Annotated in this window: 22 protein-coding genes; 9 read left to right on the forward strand and 13 right to left on the reverse strand. The window is 69.8% G+C overall.

Going from position 1 to position 19,696, the window contains the following annotated elements:
- The first annotated feature begins 247 nt into the window (after nucleotides 1-247).
- The 9 genes from lon (at nucleotide 248) to ABT340_RS04585 (ending at nucleotide 9,078) form a co-directional block, all read left to right on the forward strand.
- Complete coding sequence (gene lon / locus ABT340_RS04545; RefSeq protein ID WP_352009242.1) at nucleotides 248-2,617, forward strand: endopeptidase La; 2,370 nt, start codon at nucleotides 248-250, stop codon at nucleotides 2,615-2,617.
- Nucleotides 2,618-3,052: 435 nt separating this feature from the next.
- Entirely contained in the window at nucleotides 3,053-4,048 is a 996-nt protein-coding gene (locus tag ABT340_RS04550) for a methionine ABC transporter ATP-binding protein (protein WP_352009243.1), read from the forward strand.
- Complete coding sequence (locus tag ABT340_RS04555; RefSeq protein WP_352009244.1) at nucleotides 4,045-4,701, forward strand: methionine ABC transporter permease; 657 nt, start codon at nucleotides 4,045-4,047, stop codon at nucleotides 4,699-4,701. The genes ABT340_RS04550 and ABT340_RS04555 overlap by 4 nt, the downstream gene beginning before the upstream one ends.
- A 71-nt stretch (nucleotides 4,702-4,772) precedes the next feature.
- Nucleotides 4,773-5,624 carry a MetQ/NlpA family ABC transporter substrate-binding protein gene (locus tag ABT340_RS04560; protein WP_352009245.1) on the forward strand — a complete coding sequence of 284 codons (852 nt, stop codon included), beginning with the start codon at nucleotides 4,773-4,775 and terminating at the stop codon, nucleotides 5,622-5,624.
- Nucleotides 5,625-5,702: 78 nt separating this feature from the next.
- Complete coding sequence (locus tag ABT340_RS04565; protein WP_352009246.1) at nucleotides 5,703-5,921, forward strand: hypothetical protein; 219 nt, start codon at nucleotides 5,703-5,705, stop codon at nucleotides 5,919-5,921.
- A gap of 158 nt (nucleotides 5,922-6,079) precedes the next feature.
- Entirely contained in the window at nucleotides 6,080-6,247 is a 168-nt protein-coding gene (locus ABT340_RS04570) for a hypothetical protein (protein WP_352009247.1), read from the forward strand.
- Nucleotides 6,248-6,340: 93 nt separating this feature from the next.
- Nucleotides 6,341-7,117: a DUF732 domain-containing protein gene (locus tag ABT340_RS04575; RefSeq protein WP_352009248.1), complete on the forward strand. Its 777-nt coding sequence runs from the start codon at nucleotides 6,341-6,343 to the stop codon at nucleotides 7,115-7,117.
- Between the two features lie 345 nt (nucleotides 7,118-7,462).
- A complete protein-coding gene (locus ABT340_RS04580) occupies nucleotides 7,463-7,795 on the forward strand; it encodes a hypothetical protein (RefSeq protein WP_352009249.1) in 333 nt (110 codons plus the stop codon).
- 515 nt (nucleotides 7,796-8,310) lie between these two features.
- Nucleotides 8,311-9,078 (forward strand): DUF6585 family protein, encoded by a 768-nt coding sequence (locus tag ABT340_RS04585; protein WP_352009250.1) that lies wholly within the window; start codon nucleotides 8,311-8,313, stop codon nucleotides 9,076-9,078.
- Between the two features lie 1,063 nt (nucleotides 9,079-10,141).
- Here ABT340_RS04585 and ABT340_RS04590 read toward each other — a convergent pair.
- The 13 genes from ABT340_RS04590 to ABT340_RS04650 all read right to left on the reverse strand — a co-directional run bounded on the left by ABT340_RS04590 (nucleotide 10,142) and on the right by ABT340_RS04650 (nucleotide 19,672).
- Nucleotides 10,142-10,981 carry a helix-turn-helix domain-containing protein gene (locus tag ABT340_RS04590; RefSeq protein WP_352009251.1) on the reverse strand — a complete coding sequence of 280 codons (840 nt, stop codon included), beginning with the start codon at nucleotides 10,979-10,981 and terminating at the stop codon, nucleotides 10,142-10,144.
- Nucleotides 10,982-10,986: 5 nt separating this feature from the next.
- Nucleotides 10,987-11,529: a DUF6879 family protein gene (locus tag ABT340_RS04595; RefSeq protein WP_352009252.1), complete on the reverse strand. Its 543-nt coding sequence runs from the start codon at nucleotides 11,527-11,529 to the stop codon at nucleotides 10,987-10,989.
- On the reverse strand, nucleotides 11,513-11,881 hold the full coding sequence (locus ABT340_RS04600) for a hypothetical protein (RefSeq protein WP_352009253.1): 369 nt from the start codon (nucleotides 11,879-11,881) through the stop codon (nucleotides 11,513-11,515). Before ABT340_RS04600 ends, ABT340_RS04595 begins: the two co-directional genes overlap by 17 nt.
- A gap of 374 nt (nucleotides 11,882-12,255) precedes the next feature.
- A complete protein-coding gene (locus ABT340_RS04605; RefSeq protein WP_352009254.1) occupies nucleotides 12,256-12,537 on the reverse strand; it encodes a hypothetical protein in 282 nt (93 codons plus the stop codon).
- A 50-nt stretch (nucleotides 12,538-12,587) separates the two neighbouring features.
- On the reverse strand, nucleotides 12,588-13,331 hold the full coding sequence (locus tag ABT340_RS04610) for a peptidoglycan recognition protein family protein (protein ID WP_352009255.1): 744 nt from the start codon (nucleotides 13,329-13,331) through the stop codon (nucleotides 12,588-12,590).
- Between the two features lie 2 nt (nucleotides 13,332-13,333).
- Nucleotides 13,334-13,654, reverse strand: a complete 321-nt coding sequence (locus ABT340_RS04615) for a hypothetical protein (RefSeq protein ID WP_352009256.1) — start codon at nucleotides 13,652-13,654, stop codon at nucleotides 13,334-13,336.
- Between the two features lie 321 nt (nucleotides 13,655-13,975).
- Nucleotides 13,976-14,401 carry a hypothetical protein gene (locus ABT340_RS04620; protein WP_352009257.1) on the reverse strand — a complete coding sequence of 142 codons (426 nt, stop codon included), beginning with the start codon at nucleotides 14,399-14,401 and terminating at the stop codon, nucleotides 13,976-13,978.
- The gene (locus tag ABT340_RS04625; RefSeq protein WP_352009258.1) at nucleotides 14,398-16,218 is read right to left on the reverse strand and encodes a hypothetical protein; all 1,821 of its coding nucleotides are present in this window, start codon (nucleotides 16,216-16,218) and stop codon (nucleotides 14,398-14,400) included. The genes ABT340_RS04620 and ABT340_RS04625 overlap by 4 nt, the downstream gene beginning before the upstream one ends.
- A 15-nt stretch (nucleotides 16,219-16,233) precedes the next feature.
- Complete coding sequence (locus tag ABT340_RS04630; protein ID WP_352009259.1) at nucleotides 16,234-18,018, reverse strand: hypothetical protein; 1,785 nt, start codon at nucleotides 18,016-18,018, stop codon at nucleotides 16,234-16,236.
- A 12-nt stretch (nucleotides 18,019-18,030) separates the two neighbouring features.
- Nucleotides 18,031-18,549, reverse strand: a complete 519-nt coding sequence (locus tag ABT340_RS04635) for a hypothetical protein (RefSeq protein WP_352009260.1) — start codon at nucleotides 18,547-18,549, stop codon at nucleotides 18,031-18,033.
- A 9-nt stretch (nucleotides 18,550-18,558) separates the two neighbouring features.
- Complete coding sequence (locus ABT340_RS04640) at nucleotides 18,559-19,002, reverse strand: hypothetical protein (RefSeq protein WP_352009261.1); 444 nt, start codon at nucleotides 19,000-19,002, stop codon at nucleotides 18,559-18,561.
- Nucleotides 19,002-19,418, reverse strand: a complete 417-nt coding sequence (locus ABT340_RS04645; RefSeq protein WP_352009262.1) for a hypothetical protein — start codon at nucleotides 19,416-19,418, stop codon at nucleotides 19,002-19,004. Before ABT340_RS04645 ends, ABT340_RS04640 begins: the two co-directional genes overlap by 1 nt.
- Nucleotides 19,415-19,672, reverse strand: a complete 258-nt coding sequence (locus ABT340_RS04650) for a hypothetical protein (RefSeq protein WP_352009263.1) — start codon at nucleotides 19,670-19,672, stop codon at nucleotides 19,415-19,417. The genes ABT340_RS04645 and ABT340_RS04650 overlap by 4 nt, the downstream gene beginning before the upstream one ends.
- Between the last annotated feature and the right edge of the window lie 24 nt (nucleotides 19,673-19,696).

Genomic DNA, 19,696 nt, shown 5'->3' on the forward strand with positions numbered 1-19,696 from the left:
CGTCACCCTCGGGAGTGATCCACACCGTCACCTCCCAGGGGTACGGCGGTACCGGTGAGCCGTCGTCCCCGGGCCGGCGGGACCGGCGGGCAGGGCGCGCGGGGCACAGCAGGGGGAGCAGCGGGGGGAGGAGGTACGGCCCGGCGAATTACACGATTACGATCGCTCACAGCGAACACGCTCAACTCCGGGAACAATCACGGGCTCCCATTAATTGAGTCGGTATAACTCAACCTTTGGAGCGCAGATGAGTGAGAGCCTGATCCTCCCGGTCCTGCCCCTCGACGACGAGGTCGTGCTGCCGGGCATGGTCGTCCCGCTTGACCTTTCGGAGGGCGAGGTCCGGGCGGCGATCGACGCCGCTCGGGCACTCGCTGACAACAAGCCCGAGGTGCTGCTCGTTCCCCGGATCGACGGCAAGTACGGTGCCGTGGGCGTCAGGGCCGTCGTCGAGCAGGTCGGCAGACTGCCCGGCGGTGAGCCCGCCGCCGTGGTCCGCGGTGTCGGCCGGGTCCGCGTCGGCTCCGGCACCACGGGCCCTGGCGCGGCCCTGTGGGTGCAGGCGAGCGTGATGGACGTCCCCGAGGCGGGGGAGCGCGCCGAGGAGCTGGCCAGGGAGTACAAGGCGCTGACCACGACCATCCTGCAGAAGCGGGGCGCCTGGCAGGTCGTCGACGCGGTCAACAAGATGGACGATCCGTCGCTGCTGGCCGACAACTCCGGCTACGCCCCCTGGCTGACCACCCAGCGCAAGGTCGAGATCCTGCAGACCGCCGACCCCGCCGACCGGCTCGAACGGCTGGTCGAGTGGGCCCGTGAGCACCTCGCCGAGCTCGACGTGGCCGAGACGATCCGCAAGGACGTCCAGGAGGGCATGGAGAAGCAGCAGCGCGAGTTCCTGCTCCGCCAGCAACTGGCCGCGGTCCGCAAGGAGCTGGCCGAGCTCAACGGCTCCTCCCCGGAGACCGAGGAGGAGGACTACCGGGCCCGCGTCGAGGCGGCCGACCTGCCGGAGAAGGTGCGCGAGGCCGCGCTCAAGGAGGTCGACAAGCTGGAGCGGACCTCCGACCAGTCTCCCGAGGTCGGCTGGATCCGCACCTGGCTGGACACCGTCCTCGACATCCCGTGGAACGAGCGGACCGAGGACTCCTACGACATCGCCGCGGCCCGCGCCGTCCTCGACGCCGACCACACCGGCCTCGACGACGTCAAGGACCGCATCATCGAGTACCTCGCGGTGCGCGGCCGCAGGGCCGAGAAGGGCCTGGGCGTGGTCGGCGGGCGCCGCAGCGGCGCGGTGCTCGCGCTGGCCGGGCCTCCCGGAGTCGGCAAGACCTCCCTGGGCGAGTCCGTGGCCAGGGCGATGGGCCGCAAGTTCGTCCGTGTCGCCCTCGGCGGCGTCCGCGACGAGGCCGAGATCCGCGGCCACCGGCGCACCTACGTCGGCGCCCAGTCGGGCCGGATCGTGCGCGCGATCCGCGAGGCGGGCTCGATGAACCCGGTCGTGCTGCTCGACGAGGTGGACAAGGTCGGCTCCGACTACCGGGGCGACCCGACCGCGGCCCTGCTCGAGGTGCTCGACCCGGCGCAGAACCACACCTTCCGCGACCACTACCTGGAGGTCGAGCTCGACCTGAGCGACGTGCTCTTCCTGGCCACGGCCAACGTCCTCGAAGCCGTCCCCGGGCCGCTGCTCGACCGGATGGAGGTCGTGACGCTCGACGGCTACACCGAGGACGAGAAGGTCGCGATCGCCCGTGACCACCTGCTGCCGCGCCAGCTCGACAAGGCGGGCCTCACCGCCGAGGACGTCACCCTCGGCGAGGACGCCCTGCGCGCCCTCGCGGGCGAGTACACCCGCGAGGCGGGCGTGCGCTCCCTGGAGCGCTCGATCGCCAGGGTCCTGCGCAAGGTGACCGCGAACGTCGCCCTCGGCGAGGCCGAGCTGCCGGTGACGGTGGAGGACCTGGTCCCCTACCTCGGCCGCCCGCGCCACGTGCCGGAGTCGTCGCTTCCCGAGTCCAGCCGGCGTACGGCGGTGCCCGGCGTGGCCACCGGCCTGGCGGTCACCGGGGCGGGCGGGGACGTGCTGTACGTCGAGGCGTCACTGGCCGACCCGGAGACCGGTGACACCGGGCTGACCCTGACCGGCCAGCTCGGCGACGTCATGAAGGAGTCGGCCAGGATCGCGCTGTCCTACCTGCGCTCGCGGGGCGCGGAGCTCGAACTGCCGGTGACGGCGCTGAAGGACCGTTCGGTGCACATCCACTTCCCCGCAGGGGCGGTGCCCAAGGACGGCCCCTCCGCCGGCGTCACCCTGACCACCGCGCTGGCCTCGCTGCTGTCCGGCCGTACGGTCAGGAACGACGTGGCCATGACCGGTGAGATCTCCCTGACCGGCAGGGTGCTCCCGATCGGCGGGGTCAAGCAGAAGCTGCTGGCCGCCCACCGGGCGGGCATCACCACGGTGCTGATCCCGGCCCGCAACGAGCCCGACCTGGACGACGTCCCCCAGGCGGTCCGCGACGAGCTCACCGTCCACACGGTCAGCGACGTGCGGGAGGTGCTGGAGATCGCGCTCACCCCGGCCAAGGTCGCGGAGAAGGCCGTGGCCTGACCTGGGCGATCCCTCGCACGGCCCGTCCCTCCTCACCGGAGGGGCGGGCCGTTCGCCGTGTCCGGACGGCGAATTCCCCTATGGGGGTGATAGGGATCACATGAAATACCGGGAATCCGGGTAGGCCGACCCCGTGTTGAGGCAGACGTGAACGTGGCGAACCAGGCAGACGCGACCCCGCAGGGCCGGGCCGTCTCCCTCGGCGAGCACATGTGCGGGATGCCCCACATGTGTGTTCCGAGCTGTATGCGCTTCAAGCACTAGCTTCGCCCGCCCGTCCTCACGAAGGCCCGAGACCATGACCTGCCCCGCGGACCATCTCGTCCTGCGCCGCCTGTGCCACCTGCCCTTCGACCCCGGCACGCGCTAGCTCCCTCCCCGCCGTGGAACCCGTCGTAGAACCTTTCGAGGACCCGTTCATGTTGGGGAACAGCTGTGATTGATGTGTCAGGCCTGCGCAAGGTCTACCGCGACCGGGGCCGTGAGGTGACCGCCGTGGAGCGCGTCGACCTCCACGTCCGCGAGGGCGAGATCTTCGGCGTGCTCGGCCAGAGCGGTGCGGGCAAGAGCACCCTGCTGCGCTGCGTCAACCTCCTCGAACGCCCGACCGAGGGCACCGTGACCGTGGCGGGGCAGGAGCTGACCGCGCTCGGGGAGGCCCGGCTGCGCCGGGCCAGGCAGCGGATCGGCATGGTCCACCAGCACTTCGCCCTGCTGTCCTCCCGCACGGTCGCGGGCAACGTGGCCTTCCCGCTTGAGGTCATGGGCACCGGCAGGGCCGAACGAGCCAGGCGGGTGACCGAACTGCTCGAACTGGTCGGGCTCGCGGACAAGGCGAAGGCCCATCCCGCCCAGCTCTCCGGCGGCCAGAAACAGCGCGTCGGGATCGCCAGGGCACTGGCGGGCAACCCCGCCGTGCTGCTGTCCGACGAGGCGACCTCCGCGCTCGACCCGGGCACGACCCAGTCGATCCTGGCCCTGCTCAAGAGCCTCAACCGGGAACTCGGCCTGACGATCCTGCTGATCACCCACGAGATGAACGTCGTCAAGACGATCTGCGACTCGGCCGCCATCATGCGCCACGGCAGGATCGAGGAGTCGGGGACCATCCCCGAACTGCTGGCCACGCCGGGGTCCCGGCTCGCCGCCGAACTGTTCCCCCTGCCCCCCGCGGAGCCGGGCGACGTCACGATCACCTTCACCGGGCAGGCCGACGAGCCCGTGGTCTCCCAGGTGGCGCGCACGTTCGACGTGGACGTCAACATCCTCGGCGGAGCGCTGGAGCAGGTCGCCGGGCTGTCCACGGGGCGCCTGCGCCTGCGCCTGGGCGGCGCCCAGCGCGCCGAGGCCCTGGCCTACCTGACCGGTCGCGGCCTGCTGGTCGAGGAGAGCCCGGTGAACGCGCCCGTAACGCTGGAGGAGAAGGCATGACCTGGGACGAGATGGCCCCCCTGCTGTGGGAGAACACCTGGCAGACCGTCCAGATGGTCCTGTGGTCGACCCTGTTCACCGCGCTGCTCGGCCTGCCGCTCGGTGTCGCCCTCGTCGTCACCGACCGAGGCGGGCTGTTGCCCTCCTGGCCGCTGAACCGCGTGCTCGCGCTGGTCGTCAACGTCGGGCGCTCACTACCGTTCATCATCCTGATGATCGCGGTGATCCCGCTGACCCGGATGATCGTGGGCACGACCATCGGCACCGCCGCGACCGTCGTCCCCCTCACCCTGGGCGCGGCGCCGTTCTTCGCCAGGCTGGTGGAGACCTCGCTGCGTGAGGTGGGCTCCGACAAGGTGCAGGCGGCCCACGCGATGGGCGCCAGCCGTACGACGATCATCGGCAAGGTCCTGCTTCCCGAGGCGATGCCGGGCCTGGTCGCGGGGCTCACGGTGACCGTGGTCGCATTGATCTCCTACTCGGCGATGGCCGGGGCGATCGGCGGCGGCGGGCTCGGCGACCTGGCGATCCGCTACGGCTACCAGCGTTTCGAGACCACCCTCATGGTGATCACCGTCGTGGTGCTGGTCGTCATCGTCCAGCTCGTGCAGACCCTGGGCGACACCGTCGCCCGCCGCCTGCAACGCGGCTGATCCCTCCCACTCCCCCCGGGACCCCGTCACAAGCGGGAGCCCTGGTTTTCCACACCCAAAAGGAGCGCACAATGCGTAAATTCCTAGGAATCGCCTCCGCCGTCACGGCCCTGGTCGTCTCGCTGGCGGCCTGCGGCTCCTCCGGGCCCGCCGCGGACGCCGGAGCCGCCGGGGCCAAGGATCCGTCCAGTCCCGCGGCCGAGGTGCTCAAGGTCGGCGCCAGCCCCGTCCCGCACGCGCAGATCCTGAAGTTCGTCAAGGACAAGCTCGCCGCCAAGGAGGGCCTGAACCTGGAGATCGTCGAGTTCACCGACTACGTCCAGCCGAACGTGCAGCTCAGCGAGGGGCGGCTCGGCGCCAACTTCTTCCAGCACAAGCCCTACCTGGACGACTTCAACGCCTCCAAGGGCACCAAGCTGGTCTTCCTGCAGCCGGTCCACCTGGAGCCGCTCGGCCTCTACTCCAAGAAGATCACCAAGCTCGGCGACCTGCCGCAGAACGGGACCGTGGCCGTGCCCAACGACGCGACCAACCTCGGCCGGGCGCTGAAGCTGCTCGCCGACAACGGCGTGATCACCCTCAAGGAGGGGGCGGGCACCGCCGCGACGGAGCGCGACGTCACCGGCAACCCCAAGAGCCTGAAGTTCCAGCCGCTTGAGGCCGCGCAGCTGCCCCGCTCCCTTGAGGACGTGGACGCCGCCGTCATCAACGGCAACTACGCCCTTGAGGCGGGCCTCAACCCCGCGCAGAACGCGCTGGTGCTGGAGAAGGCCCAGGACAACCCCTACGTCAACGGCCTGGTGGTCGCCGAGGGACACGAGCACGACCCGCAGGTGGTCAAGCTCGCCAAGCTGCTGGCCGGTCCCGAGGTGAAGCAGTTCATCGAGCAGACCTACAAGGGGGCGGTCATCCCCGCGAACTGACCCGGGTGACGGCGGGAGCCCACGGGCTCCCGCCTGGGTATGGACCCCGGTAGGGACGAGACTGCAGCGGGGGACGCCATGACCACATACACCCTGTCGATCGTCGAGGGGGACGCCGGGGAGAAGGGGGAGGACATCTTCTCGCCGGACTCCCCGGTCACCTTCGACGACCTGGGGATCGGCATCCTGATGTGGCTGACCGAGCACGGGTACGAGGAGCCGGGAAGGAAGGTCGTGGTGACCCCGGCCGGTGAGGTGCCGCTCGGCGCGCTCGCCTCCCGGGACGTCGACCTCTGAAGCCCTCGAAGTCCCGGTGACCTCTGCGGCCCTGTGAGCTCACGGTCGCGACGCCGTACGGCACGGCGCGGGCGATCGGCGGGACACGGTTCCGGATCGCTCTGCCGGGGCAGGTGACGGGTCCGAGGTGCCGGACGTCTACCCGGAGGGATCTCGACATGACGCAATCCCAGCCTCCTGCCTGCAGGACATGCGGCGCGCTGGTGGAACACCCGGGCCGCCACCGTGAGTGGCACGAGGTCCTCGAACGTCTCGTGCCCGGCCTGGGCGCCGAGCTGGACAGGGCGCACGGACCGGGAAGGACCGGCGAGGGCTTCACCTTCTGACCGCCCCCGGCGGCTGTCTCTTTTGTGCATCTATCGCCGGTATTCCGGGGCATTCTCCGGCGAAATGTCAGAGGTACGCCGTATGGTGCGCACGTGCATCCTCCGCAGCAGCCGTATCCACAGGACGGGCCCCAGCCGTATCCGCAGGGTGGGCCCCAGCAGTGGCCGCCGGCGCCGCCCCAACCGCCGTACCAGCCGCAGCAGGGTCCCTACCAGCAGGGGCCGCAGCAGGGCTCACCGTACGGCCAGCAGCCGACGACGCCGTACCCCCAGCAGGGGCCGCCCCAGGGCTGGCAGCAACCTCCTCCCATGGGGCCTCCTCCCGGCTGGCAGCCGGGCCCGCCCCCGCCGCCCTCGGGGGGCGGCGGCAAGGGGGTCGTGATCGCCGTGGTCGCCGTGGTGGCGGTCCTGATCGTCGCGGCCGGTGGCGCGGTCTACCTCTTCAACCGCAACAGCGGCTCCTCGGTCGCGCTGGTCACGAACGCCCCCGAGACCCCCCGGCCGACCGAGTCGTCCCTGTCCACGGACGAGCCGTCCCCCGACTCCACGGACGAGTCCTCCTCCGACGACCCCGACGAGGACGAGCCGACCCCGACCGCCTCCTCCTCCTTCTCCTTCTCCCAGGACGAGAAGGAGGACCTGTTCCTGAAGACCGTGCGGCAGCGCAAGGAGCTGAGCGGCGTCGCCTCCAGCAGGCTGGTGCAGCTCGGCAAGGACGTCTGCGGCGCGCTCGACACCGGCAAGAACCTCATCCAGGTCACCCTGAGCAGCCCGGTCACCGACGAGTTCGGCGCCGAGACGTCCGGCTACATCGCGGGCGCGGCCGTCGTCCTGCTGTGCCCCGAGCACCGGGCCAAACTCCCGAAGTAACACGACGACCGTCCGCCAGCGCCTCGGCCGTCCGGAGACCGGTACGGCGAACGGCGAGGCGGTGCGGACATGACGCCGGGCACCGATCGCGGTGCCCGGCGTCGCGTTTGCGGCCCGTCCGGGCCATTTCGTGACCAGGGCCTCTCCGGGCGGCCTTTTCGCAGGGGAAAGGCGTGACCGGATCGCGCATCGACACCCATTGCATAGGAAAGTTTCCTATTCAATACTGTGATCAACGCAGCGTGTCCCCGTCGCGCGGAACCTCCCTCGTCCGGCGATGTGTTCCCCCATGCTTCGCCGGCTCCTCCCCGTTCCGCCCGGCTTTCCCGGACTCTGGAGGTCCTCATGCCCCGCCGTTTCGTCGCGCTCGCCACCGCCGCGCTCGCCTGCTTCGGTGCGCTCGCCGTCTCCGCCACCCCCGCCCAGGCGGCGGTCCTCGAAGTCGTCTACAGCCCGCTCTCGCTCGGGGAGTACTGCGCGGCCCAGGTCAACCCCTACTCCACCATCGGCTTCTACAACGGCGGTCTTGGCTGCCACCGCTGGAACAACACCGGCGGCACGACCTACACGGGGAGCGGGAGCGCCTCCGCCGCGTGCGCCCACTTCCACCCCACCTACGTCTCCGCCGGTTACGCCCAGGGCGGCAGCCAGGCGCTGATCTGCAGGTACACGGTCTGACCCGCCCTCCCTCCGGCGTCCCCGCCCGGCCGTGCCACGGCGACGCCGGAGGGATCCGTTCCTCCCGCCCACGGCGCTACCTGTTTGGGAACCGTCGTTCCGGCTGATGGCCGGGGCGGTCGGAGTGGCGCGTTGGTGAGTCCCGGCAAGGCCGGCGGGCCTTCGGGAGATCTCCGCTGGAGCCGCCGCCAATTCTCCACGTCGTTGAGCGTCTCCCGGGCCATCGACAGGAGGGCGCGGGAAAGGGCCGGCCGTTTCCGCCGGTCTTCGTCAATGCGATTGGGCGTCCGTAAAGGGCTCCGGGCCCGCGGCGTTCACGGATTCGTCATTCCTGGGACTTCTCCTGTTCGGTCGCCTGGATTTTCGTTCTCGTCCGAGCGGGCCACGAGCGGCACCTGGGCGCCCAGGCCACAGGGACGGCGTCGTTTTCTTTCTCCCAAATACGCGAACCCGGTGAATTCATGGCCAAATAGAAGGGGAAGTGTCGATGGCATGATTTCGGGAGGCGAATTCTGGTGCCGGATTACCCGCCGAAAATCATCGAGATCGTCGATGAGACCGGCCTGGGTGAGATCGTTGACTGTTTCCGTCAGTCGGTCCTGGCGGAAGCGGGAATTGTCGTCGTTCTCACGCTCCTCGGAGCACCGGGGATTCTGATCGGTGACGATGTCGGCAGGGCGATGGGTGCCGTGGCCCTCGGGCTGGCCCTGCTCTGCGTCCCGCCCCTCTGGCTGAAGGCCCGCAGGCGGTTGTACCTGTGCTCCAACGGGCTGCTGCTCACGACGGGGGACGCCGTCCTGAAGCGTCTGATCGCCTGGGAGGACGTGGCCTACGTACGAAAGTGGACGACCCGGGTCTACCAACGCGGCGGTTCCCAGGACGTCGAGCGGTGCATCCTGATGCTGAAGAACGGCGGGAAGCTGAACCTGGCCAGACCCCCCTACGCCCGGGACGAGGAGCTCACGGCGGCCATCGAGCACTACATGTCGGAGATCAGCTATCCGCGCAGAGCGATGGAAATCGCCGAAACAGGCAGCTCCACCTTCGGTCCGATCACTGTCACCGCCGAGGGCGTGCGTGACGGCGACCGGCTCGTACGCTGGTCGGAGATCACCGGCCTCGAACGTGCACGAGTGCGATTACGTATTTGGACCGGCTTCGGCAGACCGGCCATTTCCCGTCAGGTCAGGACGATCCCCGATGTGGCGGTGCTGGTGGCTCTCGTGGCGGAGGGTGTGGAACGGCATCGACTCCACCGGCAGGAGCCTTCGGCGGACGTCTAGGACGGCGGACGCCTCGCGCGGGCACCGGCTTCCTGGGCGCGTTCGCAGGAGCCCGCCGGCGGTTTCCGGCCCGCCCCGGAGCCCTCACCCGGGGCGGGCCGATGCGATTCGTCCGGGGCGCGGCAGGGCCGGGCTCGATCACGTTCCGGCCGCCGGGAGCCTTCCTGGCGGCCGGAAGGACAACAAAAGGGGTCAAGCCTGGGGCGGCCTGTCATTCGGCCGGTCCCCTGTACGGGCCCGGTCCGGATGTTTTTTTCCATGATCCTTCCTCCGGCCGACCGCCTCTGAGCACGGCGGATAAAGGGGGCGTGAGAGAAGGGAAGGGGCTCCGATCATCCTCTTAAGCTGCGCTTACGTCCCACCCACCTATGCGCCGGGCATCGTATCACCTGGTCGTCCTCCACCAGTGCGCGGAAAAGTTAAGCGGTCTTTCCGTGCGAATTTGGTGCCAAAAAGGTGCGGCCCCCACATGCAGGTGATGCTGCACGTGAGGGCCGCATGAGGCGCCCGCAGGGTCTCCCCTCCAGAAGAGCCTCGGGCGCCCGGCCCGGTTCCTGGCAAGCGACGACAGGAGCCGGGGGCCTGAGTCAGTCGGGCGCGGGCTCGTGTCCCCCGTCCGGCGACGTCGAACATGAGGCCACGGCGCGGGCGCTCACCCACAGCCGCCCCAGCGCCGAAGACGAGGACACGATCCGCCTTCCGCAGTGCTTACATTTCCGGACGCCTGGGACCTGCGAGAGGTCGTCGGGGACACGAACTTTGTACGCGCGCCACGGGTCGTACGGCCCCAGGAGAAGCCGCAACCTTTCCTGGTCGTCGGCCCGGCTCACCGGGGCTCACCCGACGGCGCAGACTCCTGACGGGGAACGGGCAGGGCCCAGATGGTCACGATCCCGGACCACGACGCGTGGATGGCCGGCCACCTCAGGTCGGTCGGAGCCGGGGGCTCGGGGAGGTCGCGGGTACGGCGTCGACGGCCGTGGAATTTCTGGGGGTGCTGGAGGTCATCGCCCATGACCTGGGACGCTACGGCCGGGAGGCGTCTGGTCTGAAGGACGTTGACTTAAATTGACAGCCTCGCCCGCGCAACCTCCACCAGGGCCCGGGCCTCCGCCCCGTACACCGCTGCCGCCTGCATCGCCGCGAACGCGTGCGCGTATACGGCGACCTCCGCAGGCTGCGTGACCGTCAACTGAGCGCTCGTCGTCTCCACCCGCACCAGCTCGTTGTCGAAGACCACGAACCCTTCGCCCGGCCCGATCAGCCGCGGCCCGGCCGCAGGGATGATGCCGAGACTGACCCGCTGCATGCCCATGACGTCCAGCAGACGGTCCAACTGGCCGGCCATCACCTTGTCGTCGCCGAACCGTGTGAGGAGCACCTGCTCCTCCAGGACCACGAGAAACCGGCGCCCCCCGAAGTACAGCACCCGTTGCCGGTCCATCCGTGCCGTGACCGCCGCCATGACGTCGTCAGGCAGGTCCCGGAACCGTTGCCGGGACCGGAGAACCGCCTCCGCGTACTCGGCCGTCTGCAGCAGCGCGGGCGGTACGCCCGGTTGGTAGATCCGCAGCAGGGCCGCCCGCTCATACAGCGACGCGCTCGCCTCCTGACGGCGCCGGAGGCCCGTGCGAAGCTGCCGCCGCCACTCGACGTAGGCGGAGTCGATGCCGCGCACCGTGGCGATCAGGTCAGCCAGCTGATCCTCAGCACCACAGTGCAGGGCCCAGGCACGCAGGTCCTTCTCGGACGGCCCGCGCTTGCCGAGCTCCAGCTGCGTAATTTTGGACGGGTGCCACCCGGCCAATGCAGCAAGCGCCCGCCCCGAGAGTTGCGCGTCCTTGCGGATCTCCCGGAGGCGGGCGCCGAGTGCTTGCCGGGCCTGCTCAGCCTGCTTGGACATCAGGGTCAGGCGGTGACCGGCTTGTAGTCGGCGTGCGGGATCCCCAGAGGCCACAACAGGTCCCGCACCCGCACGCAGTCAGCGACGACGGTCGGGTCCTCGACGAGCTCCATCCCAGCCGCGCGGCCTTCAGCGTCGACCAGGTTGACCACGACGGAGGTCTCGTCGAGGAGCCACCAGTCGCGCCCCTCCACGGGCAGAGCGAGGTCAGTCGGGAACTGGGGGCGGGGAAGCCACCGGATGTCCTCGCCGAACTCCACGTTGAAGGCGGTTCCCTCGTGCTCCCACCGGATGTAGTCGGTGTGCGGCTCGGTGACCACCCTCACGCGCCGGACGGTGCGGCCCGTGCTGGTGATGCCCTGCACGAGAGCCCCCCACCCGCTCCGGCGGGCCGTGATCTCCTCGTCCGTCTCCGGGATCCCGGCCAACCACCGAGTGAAGGGGCCCGACTCAGCGGGGACGCCGTAGACGTCGCGCAGCTCCAGGTGGAACGCGCCGTGCTTCACGTTGGCGAACCGGGCCCGCCACTCGTCACGCTCCAGCTGCACCGGCGTACTCCTCCCGAACCGCGTCGCGCAGCCCCAGGGCCACTTCGATGACGGTCTCGAACTCCGCGACTGGCTGCAGGGAGAGACGCGCTTCGGGGTCCGTCACCTGGCGTCCACGGATCAGGTAGGTGTCCTGGCTGGTGCGGACGATCTCGACGGGCTGGCCGTCGCTGGGGGAGTCGAGCTGGCCGCTGTTGGCCATGCGGGTCATCAGGCGGCACGGCACTTCCACGACAGCCGGGTTCGAGGTCTGCCACCCCTGCACGAGGTAGGTGCCGGCGTCGGTGTCGTACAGGCTTGGACATTCATCGTCCTGGCTCTCGGGGTCCTTGCCGAGGAACGTGATCTTCATGTGACGCCTCCCGAACGTAGAGGAACCTGATCGGGAGCATCCCACGCGACGCTGTTCAACGGCGGCCAACACGACGAAAAGCCCCCGCCCGCTCTCACGAGGAGAACGGGCGGGGGCTTTAACCCCGCATGCGCGGGGACCACTCCCGCGCGGCGGCAATGATCGCCACCAACGAGGGGCCATCCCCGCATGCGCGGGGACCACCACACGGTGAGAGGCGCGGTCAGGTGCGTACCGGGGCCATCCCCGCATGCGCGGGGACCACACTTGCTCACCTGCGGCTTTGCAGGCCACAACCCTCGAAATCATTCAGTTGTGCAGAACTCAGTGGGGCCCGGCGAGCTGGCCGCACAGCCGGACCCCGACGGCCAAGGCTACAGGGTGTGCAGAGGCCGATCCGAGTGCGTGCCCTTCGCCGTCGCCTGGTAGGTCGGCACCCGGGTGGATCCGAGCAGGACGCCGATGATCGGCCAACGCCGCTGCAACGTGCTGACGACCACCTGGTAGAGGGTGACGCACACACCCCCAACAGCCAGGATCAGGCCGGTCGCCTCCGCCGGTTCCAGGGTGAGGCCCTTGGTGGCCAGCCACGCGATCAGGGACCCTACAGCGGCCGGGACCGCGGTACGAATCCAGGACAGGATGAGGTCGTTCACGGTTCTCCTCCAGGAGAGCCAGGGCCGCCACGACGACGGCCGGGGGTGAGTTACCGGACGCCGGCCCGCCACGTCGCAGGCCCGACAACGCCGTCGTCGACCAGCCGGTGGGCCCGCTGGAACGCACGCGTCGCCGCGCGGCTCTTCGCGCCGTAGTAGCCGTCGATCCGCACCGGGAAGTTCGCCCGGGTGAGCGCGGCCTGCCAGGTGCGGACATCCTGACCGGACATGAGCGGCGCCCCGGTGACGTACTTGAGGAGGCGGCCCGGCCACGGCGGCGGCCCGTCCTCCTGCCCGGCGAGGAGCCGCTTCGCGCGGGCGATGATCTCCCGTTTCTGCGCGACGATTCGCGCGCCGGGACAGGCCAAGTGGCCGCCCCACGCCGCACCGCCCATCCCGTGGTGGCCAAGGCCTCGACCGTTCGGGTCGTTGGTGGCCTGGAGTGGTACGCCGTGCTCCTGGTGGGCCCAAGCGAGGATGCGGGCGCACGCGTCGAGCTGCTCGTCGGTGAGGACGTCGCCGCCCCGGCCCTCGTTCTCGATCGAGATCCAGGACCGGTTGCCGGTGCCCTGCGCCCACGCCCGATCCTTCGTGTCGACCCACTGGCGAAGCTCGCCCGCCCGGCTGGTGCCGAAGTGGCTCGACGCGGACGCGGCAGGGTTCCGGAACCACGCGTCGGTCCCGGTCAGCGTGCCCGCCATGATGTGCAGCACCACGCCACGCACCTCGACCTGGCCGTACCGGGTGTAGTTCACAGAGATGGGGCGCCACTGCGCGCCGGGCATCCTGGCCATGGTCATACCTCCGGAGGGAAGTCGGGGGTGGTGAGGGCGTGCTCGACGCGGCGGACGCTCGCCTCCACACGGTTGACGACATCGCGCGTCGACTGACCGCCGTTCGGTTTCAGCTGCGCCTCAATCACCTCGGTGCGCGCCTCGATCTGCTCCAGGCGCGCCATCACGCCCGGCCTGGCCGGGACCCCTGGCCTGGCGGGCTCTCCCTGCCAGTCGTCCAGCCAGTCGTGGACGCGCTTGACCAGGCCGAAGAACTTGACGACGACGGCAGCGCCCCCGGCAAGTGTGGCCAGCGCCACGCAGACGGCCAGGATCTCGGTCACATGGGCTCCCGTTCGGAGGGGGTGACGGATCCGTGCGATCCGTCACAACGGTGGTAGGTGGGTTGACGTGCGGAGACGCGTGGATGCTGAGGGCGCCGTGACAGGTGACAGATTCCGTCGCGTTCTCCCCTTACGCGTACGCGTGCGCGCGCACGTGGGGCGATAACAGGGAGGGATCTGTCATCTGTCACCCGGCGTGGCCTCTGAAGGGCATTTCGCCAGGTCAGATGGCATAAAGGGTCGATGACAGATCCGTCACCGAGGGCGGAAGGGGGGCGTCCGCGCATCCCTCAGCGCATCCTTCACGCGGACGCCCCCAGCTCAGGTCGCCAGGATCGGCGGGGATGTCGCACGCATCTTGGTCATCAGCGTGGTGACCGTGGTGTGCAGGTCCTGCAGCGCCGCCCGCATGTCCCCGCCCCACCCCGAGTTGTAGGAGCTCGGCGCGGACCCCACGATGAACGCGGCCGGGTTCGACGTCGCCGGGATCTGCGGAGGCGTCAACGGCCGGGTCGTCCCGGTTCCCGACCGCCACCAGGCCGCCCCGGACGACGAGTAGAGGACGATGCCGCCAGTGGGGACGTCAGGGGTGGACGGGCTGTCCGGGATGAAGAACTCCGAGGACGCCTGGGTGACGGGGGTGCCCGTCGTCCGGCGGAGCAGCGCCTCCAGCTGCTCCACCCGCCGTTCGAGGTCCTTGATGATGCGGGTCTGGTCCAGCGGGTACGGGTCGAGTAGCTGGCTCACTCCGGCGCCTCCTGTTCGGTGACGAGGTCCACACGGTCTTTGCCGACGCCGCGGGTGGACGGGGTGATGCTCCAGGCCAGCAGCCGCTGCCTGAGGTTGAAGGAGGCGCCGCCCTCGGCGGTGAGCGGGTACCTCGGGTTGTGGAGGATGAACCGGGCCATGTCGCCCAAGCTGTTGGGGCCGAGGGTGGAGCCGGTGCCGAGAATCACGCTGGCGGAGAACACCGGCGGAGCCCCCGGAGCCCTGCTTGCCCAGTAGGCCGCGTAGTCGTCCAACGTCGGCAGGTCCGTCGACGCGGTCGGGTGGGGGATCCGCTTGTCGACGATCGGCCACCCCGCCGCGACGTGCGGCGTGACGACCAGGCCGGACCGTACCGCGGAAGAGTTGCGGGTGACGTCGGTCGCGGGCGGGGTGCCGCCGACGACCCCGTACCGGGTGCCGCCCAGCAGCGCGGACCGCTGCTCCCGCCACGTGACGATGTCCCCGCCGTCGACAGCCTCGACAAACACGTGCTCACCGTCCGGGTTCACGATTTTCGGGGAGCCGAACTCCATGCTGCGGATGATCGCCCCGTCGACCACCCGAGGGTTGACGACGGACTCGAAGCCGTTCGTGGCGCGCGCGTAGTTCTCCAGGACCCGCCCGTAGAAGTCATCGACCCTCGCCTCCAGGTCCCGTTCCACCCCGGACAGACCCGGCTGCAAGGACAACCCGATGTCGCTGCCCGGGGTCGCCTGCATGTGGAGTACGAGCGCGCGGGCGACGTCGAGCTGGTCGCCTTCGAGGGCAAGGTCGGCGGTCAGGGCGACGGAGTGCAGGTACCCGTCCAACGTGGTGCCCTGCAGCTGCATGGTGACCGTGCCGCGCTCGGAGCGCTCCGTCACCGCGGTGTGGATCCAGTAGATCCCCCACAGGACACCTTGCCGCCAGCAGTGCACCACGATCCGGCCCGGCCCGGACCGTAGATCCGTCACGTCGCGAGGGATGATCTCGTCGATCCGCCGGCCTTCGGTCGCGTTCGGGATCGGCACCGTGCCGGTCCAGTTGCCGGGTGCGGCGATGCGCCGGTCGAACGTGCACTGGGACGGGGTGATGTCGCCCCGGTACCCGCCGGTCAGGAAGTCGTGGACGGTGAACCGCCAGAATGCGACACCCTTGCCGGGGGTGAACGCTGGGAACGTCGGTGTTCCCGGCTGTTCCACCACGACCGACGGCACGAAGATCGTGAACGCGTGGCTGGCGGTGAGCGCCGGGATGGGCGCCATATCCACCGGGTCGAGCGGGGCGGAGGACACGGCTTGTCGTACGGCGAGGCTGCCGGTCATCCAGACGGTGGACTGCAAGTCGAGGCCGTCGTACCCGGGCAACTGCGCCCAGAACACGCTGCCGCCGACCTGCGGGACGCCTGCGCCGTACCGGATTTCCAGCCCGGATCCTGCTGACGGGGCCAGCGCGGGCGCCGTCGTGCCGGGCAGCTGCGCCACCATGATCCCGGTCGAGGTCGCGGCGCGGACGGCCAGGATGAACACCACCACGTCCGGGCCGGTGCCGCCTTGGGTGACGGTGTACGTGTCCGGCTCGTCCGCGGTCGCCGTCTTGTAGTAGATCTTCGTCCCGGACCAGCCGGACCCTGCCGCTGAGGTGAGGGTCTGCCACACGCCGCCGCCCGCGATCGACAGGCTGCTGACGGGCGCGCCAGCGTCTGACGAGTGGAACGCGATCAGCAGGTCACCGACGCGGACTTCGCCGCGGGAGGCGGTGCTGGAGGCGCCTTGGATGGGGGTGGCGGCGACGGAGCGGACGGAAGCAATCGCCATCGTTCACCCCCTCGGTTAGATGTGGGCGTGGCGCCACAGCACGGTGGCTGGTGGGGCGCCGCCGGGGACGGTCTGGTAGGAGACGTCGGTGAACCCACGCGACAGGGTGAAGTCGGGGACGGACAACGACGCGCCGGTGAGGAACTTCATCTTGGAGTCGTCGCCGATCGCCGCGGTGCCGCGCTTCACGTCGATGATGAGCGTCTCCCCGGCCTCGACTTGCAGGTCGAACTCCAGCACCCGGGTCTCTGCGATCTGGCCGAGGTTGTCGAGCCGGTCCGCGGTCAGGAGCGGCCGGTCCGACGGGCCCGGGATGCGGATCAGCGGGCGTGTGGGGGCGTTCCCCGCGTTCGCCAGGGACTGGACGGTTCCGTCGGCGATGACGGCACTGACGAGCTGCCGGGAGTACAGGCGGGGGTCGGACAGCTCCCACTGGAGGATGACCGGGGCGAACCCCAGCCGGTAGGTCTTGTTGATGTCGACGTGCCGGCGGAGGACCGCCCCGTCCCCGACGTAGATCGTGCCGAGGACCTGGATGGCGAGCGGCCACTCCTCGTCCCCCTCCAGGATCGGGGTGGCGTCGCGAAGCCCTTCGGCGACTTCCTGCACCATGTCCCGGGGCGCCTTGAGCTTGCCGGTGAAGGTGATGATGCGGGCCTGCGACAGTTTCCGGCCGGGCAGGGATCCGTGTGCGTTCGGGTTCGGGACGTTGCCGTTGTCCACCCCGGGCAGGGCGATGTCGGCGCCGTCGAGAGTGTCGAGGCCGATGTAGGTGCCGCCGCCGATCCGGTAACCGTTGAAGCTGAGTTGTCCGGGCCCGGTGAGGTCGTCGCCCGGGTTGACCGGCACCGACACCAACGGTGTGGGGACCGTGGCCGCAGCCATGACCGGCGCCGGGGTGAGGTTCACGTTTTTGAACGCCTGCACCGTCGGAGCAGGGACCGTGGCTGTGGCCACGACGGGGTTCGGTTCCACCAGCGTCGGGAGGTCCCCGATGGTGAACACCTCGGGGGCGGGGAGCAACCACGGCGCCGATACGACGCTTGGGGCGACCGTGCGGCCCGCCGAGATGGCCGGGGCAGGCAGCGTCCACGGCGCCGACAACACCCCTGGGGTCACGTTGGCGGGGATCGTGCGCTTCGGGATCGTGTCGATGACCTGCGCGCCGTACCCGATCGGCGCGGACGAGGCGGCCACGCTGGACCCGGTCAGCGTCGTCTGGTTCGATCCTCGCCCGGTCCAGTCTGCCACCGTCTGCCCGGTGGTGGATTGGTCCAGCACCCACATGCTCGCCGGGGCAGCCGCCACCCACGCGGTCAGCGAATGCGCGAGGTTCTCAATCTCGCTATCGCTGAGGACGCGGCGGATGATCGCGGCGGCAGCAAGATCACCCGACATGTCGAGGCCGAGGTTGACGACTGCTGACCCCCCGGCCGCAGCCCCATCTAGCACGGTGCTGTCACCGTCGCTATGGCTCCAGACACCCGTGCTGTACACGTACTTGTGGTAGCGGGGAATGGCTGACCCTGAAGCTTTGGTAGCGGCGTACAGGATCCAACCGTCCCCCGCCGACACGTTGAACGACGGGACCGAAAGGCCGCCAGAAGTCGTGACCAGCAGTAGGGCGTTTTCGGAGAGCAGGAATCCGGGGATGGTGTCGCCGGACACCCAGAGTGGGGAGCCGTCGGTGGTGGCGGTGAACCGGACCACGACCACCCATGTCGTGTTGGCGAGGGTCAGCGTGGACAGGTCGCCGACCGAGCAAACGAGGCCGCTGCCGCTGGTGAAGGTCCGCGCCACAGAGACCTCCCGTCAGATGGTGGTGTAGTCGACGGCGACGGCGACGACTTCCATGTCGCCGGTCGCGGTGTCGGAGACGGCGTCGCGGGCGAGGTAGACGATCACGAAGTCCCCAGCGGCCAGCGAGTCGGCGTTGGTGAGGGTGAGGGTGATCTCGTCGAGGTACCCGGCGGTGGCCGGGACCGTGATCGCGGAGGAGCTGTTCGCGGAGCCGAAGGCTTTCGCGTCGACGTCGGTCGCGTCGCCGTCGGACACGGCGGCGATCCTGCCTTCGACGATGACGTTGCCGGTGGTCGCGCTGGCCATCTTGTACTGGACTTTCAGGACGGGCCCGGACGCGTAATCCACAGGCATCCGGAACGACCACATGATCTGTTCTTTGGTGGTGGCGTCGAACGCGGCCTGCAGGAAGTACGGCGACGGTGCGGCCGCCGAGGACTTCACCCGTTGGAGGGCCGGGGCCGCGTTGCTGCTGCTGCCGTCAGGCAGGGTCGCGGCGCTGAGGGGCAGGGTGATGGTGCCGGTGGCCACGCTGACCTCCTATGGGGTGCAGTCGAGCACGGCGATCCCGTTCGCGTGCCAGGTGATGAGGAACGTCCCGTCCTGGGTTTCCTTCACCCCGCCGAACCACACGGCCAAGAAGGCCCTGTTGGTCTTGTTGGGCCAGTAGTGCAGGACGCCCTCGGACGTGATGGTGCTGTTGTCGAGCTGGATGTTGTCGGCGTCGAACCGCATCGACCCGGAGACGACGGCCAGCGTGGTGCCGGTCAGCGTCGGCCCGCCGGCCGTGTACCCGGCGCCGGAGGACTGCCCAGAGTTCCACGGGGCCGTGTTGTAGGCCGTGTCGGTGTCGAAGTTCGGGGTGACGCTTGACCCCCAGAACGCCACCTTGCTGTCCTCGGCCGTCAAGTCGATGGCCAGGTTCGTGGGGTCCCACTGGTCAACCTGCGTCGCCACGAACAACCCGCTCGCGGACCATGCCATCAGGCACCTCCAGGGCGCATCGCCTGGCCGCGACCCCGCACCGGGCGGGCGGCCACCGTCACATCGCCGCCCCCGGACGGCGTTGGAGACGGGGGCGTCCAGTCCGGGGCCTGCCCGACTGCCCGGCACAGCACCGCGGCCTCAGCCTCCGCGGCCTGCCGCTTGGGGGAGTCCGCGGGGTGTTTGGCGGCCTCGCTCCGCAGCGTCTGGATCCGCGCGATGGTGCGGAAGAACGCCCGGAACTCGTACATCCGCCCCATCGCGTCGCGGCGCGCGGCCAGCGTCTCCGGGCAGGGATTCTCCTCGTACGCCGCCTTCGCGGCGGCCAGGAGCTCGGACTGCTCGGCGCACGCGGCCAGCATTTCCGCCTCCGCCGCCGCCCGCGCAGCCCGCTCCTGAATCGTCAGGTCCGTCACGCTTTCACCTCCTGAGGTCGGGCGGCGCCGGTGACGAGGGGCGCCTGCACATGGACGTCCTGGTGGTCGCCCCGGGTCGAGGACCGGTTGGTGACGGTGGTGACGGCGCCGGAGTCGGTGCGCTCCGTCACCCGCCGGACCGTGCGGCCCGCCTCGTCGCGTCCCTCCCGACGAACGGGTCGGGATCGGCCGGTCGCGAACTGCAACGTTCGGATCTTCTTGGCGAACGACAGCTCGCCGTCACTTCCGGGCATGGACCCGCCTTTCGTGCATGGGGG

This window comes from Streptosporangium sp. NPDC000239 (assembly GCF_040300765.1).
Taxonomy (GTDB): Bacteria; Actinomycetota; Actinomycetes; order Streptosporangiales; family Streptosporangiaceae; genus Streptosporangium.

What these genes read in the sequence shown, in the direction of transcription:
- ABT340_RS04555 (WP_352009244.1), top strand. Translation starts at nt 4,045, where the DNA reads ATGACCTGGGACGAGATGGCCCCCCTGCTGTGGGAGAACACCTGGCAG.
- ABT340_RS04600 (WP_352009253.1), bottom strand. Translation starts at nt 11,881, where the DNA reads ATGAAGATCACGTTCCTCGGCAAGGACCCCGAGAGCCAGGACGATGAA.
- ABT340_RS04650 (WP_352009263.1), bottom strand. Translation starts at nt 19,672, where the DNA reads ATGCCCGGAAGTGACGGCGAGCTGTCGTTCGCCAAGAAGATCCGAACG.
- ABT340_RS04640 (WP_352009261.1), bottom strand. Translation starts at nt 19,002, where the DNA reads ATGGCATGGTCCGCGAGCGGGTTGTTCGTGGCGACGCAGGTTGACCAG.
- ABT340_RS04590 (WP_352009251.1), bottom strand. Translation starts at nt 10,981, where the DNA reads ATGTCCAAGCAGGCTGAGCAGGCCCGGCAAGCACTCGGCGCCCGCCTC.
- ABT340_RS04610 (WP_352009255.1), bottom strand. Translation starts at nt 13,331, where the DNA reads ATGGCCAGGATGCCCGGCGCGCAGTGGCGCCCCATCTCTGTGAACTAC.
- lon (WP_352009242.1), top strand. Translation starts at nt 248, where the DNA reads ATGAGTGAGAGCCTGATCCTCCCGGTCCTGCCCCTCGACGACGAGGTC.
- ABT340_RS04625 (WP_352009258.1), bottom strand. Translation starts at nt 16,218, where the DNA reads ATGGCGATTGCTTCCGTCCGCTCCGTCGCCGCCACCCCCATCCAAGGC.
- ABT340_RS04570 (WP_352009247.1), top strand. Translation starts at nt 6,080, where the DNA reads ATGACGCAATCCCAGCCTCCTGCCTGCAGGACATGCGGCGCGCTGGTG.
- ABT340_RS04565 (WP_352009246.1), top strand. Translation starts at nt 5,703, where the DNA reads ATGACCACATACACCCTGTCGATCGTCGAGGGGGACGCCGGGGAGAAG.
- ABT340_RS04560 (WP_352009245.1), top strand. Translation starts at nt 4,773, where the DNA reads ATGCGTAAATTCCTAGGAATCGCCTCCGCCGTCACGGCCCTGGTCGTC.
- ABT340_RS04580 (WP_352009249.1), top strand. Translation starts at nt 7,463, where the DNA reads ATGCCCCGCCGTTTCGTCGCGCTCGCCACCGCCGCGCTCGCCTGCTTC.